Raw genomic sequence first — 7,552 nt, 5'->3', positions numbered from 1 at the left:
TATGGGCGTGTCTTCAGCGCAAGCCTTCACAAAACCGCTTGATGCGCGCGCAGGCCTCAATCAAGGCCGTGTCGGAAGTAGCGTAACTGATGCGGAAGTTTGGTGAAAGCCCGAAGGCCGCGCCAAAAACCACTGCCACGCCAGTCTCTTCCAGCAGCGCTGCCGCGAAAGCCTCGTCATCCGTAATCTGCGCGCCTTCCGCCGAGGTTTTGCCGATGCAGCCTGCGACCGAAGGGTAGACGTAGAACGCGCCCTCTGGCACCGGGCAGACGATGCCGGGGCAGCTGTTCAGCGCCGCCACAACCAGATCGCGCCGCCGCTCGAACGCCGCGCGGGAGGTGGCGATGTAATCTTGCGGCCCGTTCAGCGCCTCGAGCGCCGCGTATTGGCTGATCGAGCAGGGGTTAGAGGTTGACTGGCTTTGCACCTTGGCGATTGCCTTGATCAGCACCTCTGGCCCCGCCGCGTATCCGATCCGCCAGCCGGTCATCGCATAGGCTTTGGAAACGCCGTTGCAGGTCAGCGTGCGGTCATAAAGCCCCGGCTCCACTTGCGCGGGGGTTGCGAACTTGAAATCGCCGAAGGCGAGATGTTCATACATGTCGTCAGACATCACCCAGACATGGGGGTGGCGCATCAGCACATCGGTCAACTGCTTCAGTTCCGCCGCCGAGTAGCCGGCGCCAGTGGGGTTCGATGGAGAGTTGAAGATCATCCATTTGGTGCGCGGCGTGATCGCGGCCTCAAGCTGCTCGGCGGTGATCTTGTAGCCGGTCTGCATCGGCCCTTCGACAAAAACCGGTGTGCCGCCGGCCAGCAGCACCATGTCGGGGTAGCTGACCCAATAGGGCGCGGGAATGATCACCTCGTCGCCGGGGTTAAGCGTGGCCACCAATGCGTTGTACAAAACCTGCTTGCCGCCAGAGCCCACAGTGACCTGCGCGGGGGTATAGCTCAGCCCGTTCTCGCGCTTGAATTTTGCGACTATTGCTGCTTTAAGCTCGGGAATACCGTCAACGGCGGTGTATTTTGTGCGACCCTCGTCGATTGCGCGCTTTGCAGCTGTCTTGATGTTTTCGGGCGTGTCGAAATCCGGCTCACCAGCGCCAAGCCCGATGATATCGCGGCCCGCCGCCGCCAATTCGCGGGCCTTGTTGGTAACGGCAATCGTGGGCGAGGGCTTCACACGCGCCAGTGTGTCGGACAAGAAGGCCATTTCGGGGAGCTCCGGTTTCGTATCTGCCGGAGCCATGTCTTAGGCGCGGCGGCGACGCCGTTCAAGCAGGAAAGGATAACCGATGGACGCGGAAAGCCCGGAAGAATGGTTCAGTTCAGATGTTGCGACCATGGGTGACAGGTTGGCTGCGGCACGTGATACCGCTGGCCTTACGCAAAAGGCGCTCGCCTCGCGTCTGGGCATCAAGCTCAGCACGGTGCAGGCTTGGGAGGAAGACCGTTCCGAGCCGCGCTCGAACCGCTTGCAGATGCTGGCCGGTATGTTGAACGTATCGCTGATGTGGCTGCTGACCGGGCAGGGCGACGGGCTGACCGGGCCGCAAACGGGCAAGCCGAACGGTGCTGCGGCTGACAACCCGCTGTTGCAGTCCCTGCGTGAAATCCGCCATTGTGTCGCCGATCTCGACGCGAGGCTGAGTCGGCTCGAGGCGGCACTGACCGGAACGGAAGGAAAAAGCGATGAGCGAAGCGCATGAAGCGCGTCTGAAGCGTATGGCGATGCGCAGCTGGCGGCGGGGCATCAAGGAAATGGACCTGATTTTCGGGCCCTGGGCCGACGCAAACCTTGCATCGCTTGACGCAGCATCGCTCGATCTGTTCGACGCGCTTCTGGCCGAGAACGATCAGGACATTTATCCTTGGATCACCACCGCCACCGTTACCCCGCCGCGTTACGCGGCGATGATCGACGAGATTCGCGCCTTTGCGCTGGAGCGTATCGAGGCGCGCTGAAACTGTTGCATTTGATCCGATTTCGCGCGGCTTAACCGAACTTTGGGGGTTTTGCCGCAGCTTCGCCCTTGGGCAGCGAAAGACGGAGTAAATGATGACAATGCAGACCCCAGTGATGGATGCCCGGAGTCCGGGATTTCTGCCGGGCTATATTGACAGTCTGGCGCTGGTGGAAAGGCTCCACCGGCTGTTGCTTGATGTGATCAAGGATGAGTTCGAACGGCTCGGCATTCTCGAAATCAATGCCGTGCAAGCACTTTTGCTGTTCAATATCGGTGAAAACGAGGTGACGGCGGGCGAGTTGAAAACGCGCGGCTACTACCAAGGCTCGAACGTCAGCTACAACCTCAAGAAACTGGTCGAGACCGGGCATATGCACCACCAGCGCTGCGAAATTGATCGCCGCTCGGTGCGGGTGCGGCTGACGCCAAAGGGATCCGCCATGCGCGACACGATGGCGGCGCTGTTTGCCCGCCATGCCGACGGGCTGGAAGCGCGCGGTGTGCTTGAGGCAGACGCGATGGATGCGCTCAATCAATCGCTGCGGCGGATGGAGCGGTACTGGACCGACCAGATCCGCTACATCTACTAAGCCGCAGTTGTGCCGTTCACCAGTGCCCGGTGTTGCCCATGCTCAACCAAGGCTCGGCGGGCTTCAGCGCCGGACCATTTTGCAAAAGCTCGATTGAGATATTGTCGGGGCTGCGCACAAAGGCCATGCGCCCATCGCGCGGCGGGCGATTGATGGTGACGCCGTGCGCCTGAAGATGCGCACAGGTGGCGTAGATGTCATCGACGCCATAGGCAAGGTGCCCGAAATGCCGGCTGTCAGAAGGCAGGCCCGGGTCGCCATCCCAGTTATAGGTCAGTTCGATGGGGCATTCCTCCTGTCCGGGAGGGGCCAGAAACACCAGCGAAAAGCGCCCCTGCTCGTTGTCGATGCGCCGCTTTTCTTTCAGGCCCAGAAGCTCGTAGAAGGCCAACGAAGCCTCCAGATCGCGGACGCGGACCATCGTGTGAAGATAACGCAATGCCATGAGGTTCCTCCTGCTGTCGCGCGAGGTTAGCGCAATTTTCCGTGGGCTGGAATGGGTTAGAATTGCGAGCGGAACCCGAAACCGATTGATAGCTCTCGCCGCTCGAAGCTTGATACGTTGGAACGGGTTTCCAGCGCGCGCAGCTTCAGTTGCGGTGCAAAACCTGCGAAGTTGGCGCTTGGCAGCCAAAGATCGACCTCGGCATAACCCAGCTGTTCCTGCCGCCCGCCCGGCACCATGAACAGGCCCGTCGTGTAGTCGGGATAGTCAGATTGAGAAAAACCGACGCTGGCCTGCCACGCAACAGGGCCCAGCGTCTTTGCCGGTGCATAGCGCAGTTGCACCGACGCGGTGGTGCCGCGAGAATTGGCGCGCGGAGATTCGACATTGCGCAGCCCGAGGCTAAGCGTGATGTGGTCGCCATTGGCGCGCGATGTCCGCCAGCCGCCGCTCAGGCTGGCAATCGTTGCATCGTGCAGCGATCCATCGGCGGCGCGCGCCTCTAGTGCCGCGCTGTAAAAAAAGCCCGCAGCCCGCGGCGTGACATTTGCGCCAAGCCGCAGATAATCATAAGAAAAAGATCCGCCAGACCATGTGCGCCCAACTGCGGCATCCAGGCCGATACTGCCGCGCCGTTCGGTTGCGGCCAGCGTATGCCCAAACTCAATCTCGAACGCGGCGCTGCCATAGGCGGCGTTGCTGATTTCGGTTTCCACCCAGCCTTCCGAGGCACTCCACGTGCTGGTCGTGGGATCGCCCGCCAGTTCAACCGCGCGCAAAAAGAGCAGCGCCGAAACCTCGCTACGGCTGGTCTCGTTGGCGCGTAGCCGATAGCTCAGCCGCGCATCCAGCGTACCCACCACACCCGGCAGCGCCAGTGCATCGTCGCTTAGCACGCCGACCACCGGGATGCCGTCGATCACGTTAAACCGCGAACTGGCACCCGCGTTGACGTTGTTTGATGGTTGCAGCGAGAACCGCAGTTGCACACCCCAAGGCGTGGCCTCGCGCAGCGCAGCCAGCGCCTGTAGCGCCGCCCTTTCGCGCGTTGGGTCCGGCGCGGTTGCGGCGGCATGGCGCAACCAGTAGCGCGCGCTCAGCGCCTCGTCAGAGGCAAAGGCCGCCGTGGCTACGAGGCGGGCAGACTCGTGCTTTTGCAGCTTGCTTGTTGCCGCGCGATAGGCGTTTTTCCCGGCGCGCTCTGCCGCGGCCAGATCACCCTGCCACAGCATGACCGTGCCGATCACGTAATGGGCAAAGGGGTCGTTCGGGCTGACCTCGAGTATCGCGCGCGCCAGCGCCAGCGCCTCAGCGTTGCGGCCTTCACTGGCCGCTTGCAGTGCGGCTTCTTGGGCGGTGCCAGAATCGAGGGTCGCCGCCCAAGCGGGTGTCAGCGTCAACAGAACCGCCGCTAGAACCGCCGCGAAATAACTGGCAATCACACCGTGCTCATGGGAACGGAGCGACACTGCTGCAAATCGGCAGGGTGTTGCTTGGCCCGCACTGCGTCAGCACGAAAACGCCGTGCTCGCGCTCATTCTCCCAATCATCGTTGAACTCTTCGAGGTTCACAAGACCCGCCACGGAGTTGGCGTCAACGCCGCCAAAGATACCACCATAGGTGCCAACCACGGTGTTGCTAGGATCGTCGTACTCGGCACTGCCCAGAAATGTTCCGTCTTCTGCAATGTCAGCCCTTACAAGAACGATGTCGGCCAGGGACAGACTCTGGTCGATCAGCACGCGGTTGTAGATTGCGCCGTTGATCGACTCGTCGAGAAAGTTGACGTTTAAAAAGATATCGCCTGAAACTCGACTGGATTGCCCCGGAACGAGCACGCCCGTTTCCGTGGTATCAATTGCAACATCGGTCGGGCCGCCGCGTGCGACCCTGACGTTGGTGACCGCCGCATAACTCCCCGCGTAAGAAACCTGCCCGGCACCCGGGCCGGTGCCGATCGTCGGGGGTAGAAAATCGCCGGTACGTTCGTAGACACCCCCGGCGAAATATCGGTTGAACTGCCCGCCGTCGGCCGCGGTAACCGCCCGAACCGCGCCGTCGTCGCTTTCCTTCGCCAGCGCGATGAACAGCCGGTCAAGTGCATCCTCCTGCACGCGGAATGCAAGGTAGCCGCCGACATCGAGGCTTGGATCGCGAACATAATCGACCAGAACCGGGGTCGAATCCAGTGAATCAATGCTCACCTGCAACGTAGTGCCGTTGAAGACGATCTCGTTGACGTTCACCTTCAGCGCGACCGGGGTCTCGGGGCTGGTGCCGGTTGAGCCTCCTGTGCCGCCTCCGGTGCCGCCATCGGTTTCGTCGGAACTGCACGCGGCAAATGCCAGCGCCGCCATCAACGGCAACCAAACTCTCGACATAGTGCACTCCCAACATGAAAAACACGCCGCAATGTGGCGAAATTATTGGAATCCGTCAATTCCCGCGCACAGAAGGCCGCGCCAGTGAGTCCTGTGTGCAACGCTCATCTAGGTTTCCGGGGCCGCCGAAGCCAGCTAAAGTAGCCGCGAATCTTTTGCTCCGGAGTGCGCCATGCCGCTGACCCCTGAACAGGCCGCCGAAATTGCCGAGGCGCGTGCCACGCCGCGCCAAACGCTGCGTGCCGTCTCGCCCGGTATGGAAGCGCAGCTTTATCTGGCGCATCCGATCCTTGACCACGGGCTTTTGCGGGTGATCGACTACATGGGCGATGATGCCGCGATCTGTCAGGCGGCGCGCGTTTCCTATGGGCGCGGCACCAAGGCGGTCAGCGATGACAAAGGGCTGATCCGCTATCTGATGCGGCACTGGCATTCGACCCCTTTCGAGATGTGCGAGGTCAAGTTTCACGTCAAATTGCCGGTCTTTGTGGCGCGCCAGTGGATCCGGCACCGCACTGCAAACGTCAATGAATACTCGGCTCGCTATTCCATTCTCGACCGCGAGTTCTACATTCCCGCGCCCGATGCCTTGGCCGCGCAATCAAGCGTCAATAATCAGGGCAGGGGCGAATTGCTGGAGGGCGACGAGGCGCAGCGCGTGCTCGACATCCTGCGCGACGATGCGATGCGCAACTTTGACCATTACGAAGATATGCTGAGTCAGGATGGGCAAAAGGGGCTGGCGCGCGAACTTGCGCGCATGAACCTGCCGATGAACACCTATACCCAATGGTATTGGAAGACGGACCTGCACAACCTCTTCCACTTTCTGCGCCTACGCGCCGACATGCACGCGCAATACGAGATTCGTGTCTATGCCGAAAAGATGGCCGAGATTACCCGCGATTGGGTGCCGTTGGCCTATGGCGCGTTTGAAGACTACCGGTTGGGCGGGGTGCAGCTATCAGCGCGGGCGCGCGAGGTCTTGCAGCGACGGCTGCGCGGCGAGGTGGTGACGCAAGAGATGAGCGGCATGAGCAAGGGCGAGTGGCGCGAATTCGTTGAAGACTGGGGCTGAGTGCGAATATCCGCTGCGCGCCGGGAATAGTTTAATATCAAACTATCCCCGGCAAGCCAAAGAACCCCGGCCTCAAGCCTGCAACGGCCGCACCTGAATCTCACCCTCGCTGCGCGATTGCATGGCAGCAACGGCGGCGATGCACGCCGCAGCCGTGGTGAAATAGGGAATGCGATCATATAGCGCCACAGCGCGGATTTCGCGGCTGTCTGAAACCGCTTGATTCCCCTCCGTGGTGTTCATCACCAGTTGAATATCGCCGTTCTTCAACCGGTCCACGATATTCGGGCGACCTTCATAGACCTTGTTCACCACCTCGGCAGGCACGCCGTTCGCTTCCAGAAACGCCGCGGTGCCACGCGTTGCAACAAGTGAAAAGCCCATGGAAATCAGCGTTCTGGCAGATTCTGCCAGCTCTTCTGTCTTGTCCATTTCCTTGATCGAAAGGAATACGCGCCCGCTATCCGGCAGGATCGTCCCCGCGCCCATCTGCGCTTTCAAAAACGCCCGCGCAAAGTTGCGATCCCACCCCATCACCTCGCCGGTCGAGCGCATTTCAGGGCCAAGAAGCGTGTCAACGCCGGGGAAGCGCGCGAATGGCAGCACCGCCTCTTTCACCGAATACCAAGGCGTGTTGGGGTCGGCGAGCGTCATCGGATTGGCCAGCGGCAGCGTCGAATCGGGCCCGACGCCAGGGGGGTAAGCTGCACGGAGCGGGAAGTTTTCCATCCGCTCACCCGCCATAAGCCGCGCCGCGATAGAGGCGATGGCGCTGTCGGTTGCCTTGGCCACAAACGGCACCGTGCGGCTGGCGCGCGGGTTCACCTCGAGCACATAGATCACGCTGTCCTTGATCGCGAATTGCACGTTCATCAGGCCGACGACATTTAGCCCAAGTGCCAACGCTTCGGTCTGGCGTTTCAGTTCCGCGACGGTTTCGGCAGAAAGCGTGTGCGGCGGCAACGAACAGGCGCTGTCGCCCGAGTGCACGCCAGCCTCTTCGATATGTTGCATGATGCCCGCGACATGCACCGAATGGCCATCGCAAAGCGCATCGACATCAACCTCGATTGCGTTGGAAAGATAG

General features: G+C 61.2%; 8 protein-coding genes and 1 pseudogene. 4 read left to right on the top strand and 5 right to left on the bottom strand.

Going from position 1 to position 7,552, the window contains the following annotated elements; translation table 11 throughout:
* Nucleotides 1-13: 13 nt before the first annotated feature.
* Nucleotides 14-1,216, bottom strand: a complete 1,203-nt coding sequence (locus ABY403_RS11280; RefSeq protein WP_372840914.1) for a pyridoxal phosphate-dependent aminotransferase — start codon at nt 1,214-1,216, stop codon at nt 14-16.
* Between the two features lie 82 nt (nt 1,217-1,298).
* Between ABY403_RS11280 and ABY403_RS11275 the strand changes: the two genes are divergently transcribed.
* The 3 genes from ABY403_RS11275 to ABY403_RS11265 all read left to right on the top strand — a co-directional run bounded on the left by ABY403_RS11275 (nt 1,299) and on the right by ABY403_RS11265 (nt 2,560).
* Nucleotides 1,299-1,712 carry a multiprotein-bridging factor 1 family protein gene (locus ABY403_RS11275; protein WP_372840913.1) on the top strand — a complete coding sequence of 138 codons (414 nt, stop codon included), beginning with the start codon at nt 1,299-1,301 and terminating at the stop codon, nt 1,710-1,712.
* Entirely contained in the window at nt 1,696-1,968 is a 273-nt protein-coding gene (locus ABY403_RS11270) for a succinate dehydrogenase assembly factor 2 (RefSeq protein ID WP_372840912.1), read from the top strand. The genes ABY403_RS11275 and ABY403_RS11270 overlap by 17 nt, the downstream gene beginning before the upstream one ends.
* A 94-nt stretch (nt 1,969-2,062) precedes the next feature.
* Nucleotides 2,063-2,560 carry a MarR family winged helix-turn-helix transcriptional regulator gene (locus tag ABY403_RS11265; protein WP_372840911.1) on the top strand — a complete coding sequence of 166 codons (498 nt, stop codon included), beginning with the start codon at nt 2,063-2,065 and terminating at the stop codon, nt 2,558-2,560.
* A gap of 16 nt (nt 2,561-2,576) precedes the next feature.
* On the opposite strand, the gene ABY403_RS11260 is transcribed toward ABY403_RS11265, so the two are convergent.
* From ABY403_RS11260 to ABY403_RS11250, 3 genes are read right to left on the bottom strand one after another with little or no spacing between them, the layout of a single operon-like run.
* Complete coding sequence (locus ABY403_RS11260) at nt 2,577-3,005, bottom strand: VOC family protein (RefSeq protein WP_372840910.1); 429 nt, start codon at nt 3,003-3,005, stop codon at nt 2,577-2,579.
* A 56-nt stretch (nt 3,006-3,061) separates the two neighbouring features.
* Nucleotides 3,062-4,447, bottom strand: a complete 1,386-nt coding sequence (locus tag ABY403_RS11255) for a type IV pilus biogenesis/stability protein PilW (RefSeq protein WP_372840909.1) — start codon at nt 4,445-4,447, stop codon at nt 3,062-3,064.
* A 7-nt stretch (nt 4,448-4,454) separates the two neighbouring features.
* The gene (locus tag ABY403_RS11250; protein ID WP_372840908.1) at nt 4,455-5,363 is read right to left on the bottom strand and encodes a hypothetical protein; all 909 of its coding nucleotides are present in this window, start codon (nt 5,361-5,363) and stop codon (nt 4,455-4,457) included.
* Between the two features lie 196 nt (nt 5,364-5,559).
* Between ABY403_RS11250 and thyX the strand changes: the two genes are divergently transcribed.
* The gene (gene thyX / locus ABY403_RS11245) at nt 5,560-6,465 is read left to right on the top strand and encodes an FAD-dependent thymidylate synthase (protein WP_372840907.1); all 906 of its coding nucleotides are present in this window, start codon (nt 5,560-5,562) and stop codon (nt 6,463-6,465) included.
* A 72-nt stretch (nt 6,466-6,537) separates the two neighbouring features.
* Here thyX and ABY403_RS11240 read toward each other — a convergent pair.
* Nucleotides 6,538-7,552, bottom strand: a pseudogene (locus tag ABY403_RS11240) (carbamoyl phosphate synthase large subunit); the annotation flags it as partial.

The organism is Phaeovulum sp., from assembly GCF_041596715.1.
GTDB lineage: Bacteria > Pseudomonadota > Alphaproteobacteria > Rhodobacterales > Rhodobacteraceae > UBA6213.
The sequence above is the reverse complement of the archived record's forward strand: the minus strand, read 5'-3'. Positions and strand labels throughout refer to the sequence as shown.

Bases quoted from the DNA above. Each gene is read 5' to 3' on its own strand.
- ABY403_RS11280 (WP_372840914.1), bottom strand. From the start codon at position 1,216: ATGGCCTTCTTGTCCGACACACTGGCGCGTGTGAAGCCCTCGCCCACG.
- ABY403_RS11275 (WP_372840913.1), top strand. From the start codon at position 1,299: ATGGACGCGGAAAGCCCGGAAGAATGGTTCAGTTCAGATGTTGCGACC.
- ABY403_RS11270 (WP_372840912.1), top strand. From the start codon at position 1,696: ATGAGCGAAGCGCATGAAGCGCGTCTGAAGCGTATGGCGATGCGCAGC.
- ABY403_RS11265 (WP_372840911.1), top strand. From the start codon at position 2,063: ATGACAATGCAGACCCCAGTGATGGATGCCCGGAGTCCGGGATTTCTG.
- ABY403_RS11260 (WP_372840910.1), bottom strand. From the start codon at position 3,005: ATGGCATTGCGTTATCTTCACACGATGGTCCGCGTCCGCGATCTGGAG.
- ABY403_RS11250 (WP_372840908.1), bottom strand. From the start codon at position 5,363: ATGGCGGCGCTGGCATTTGCCGCGTGCAGTTCCGACGAAACCGATGGC.
- thyX (WP_372840907.1), top strand. From the start codon at position 5,560: ATGCCGCTGACCCCTGAACAGGCCGCCGAAATTGCCGAGGCGCGTGCC.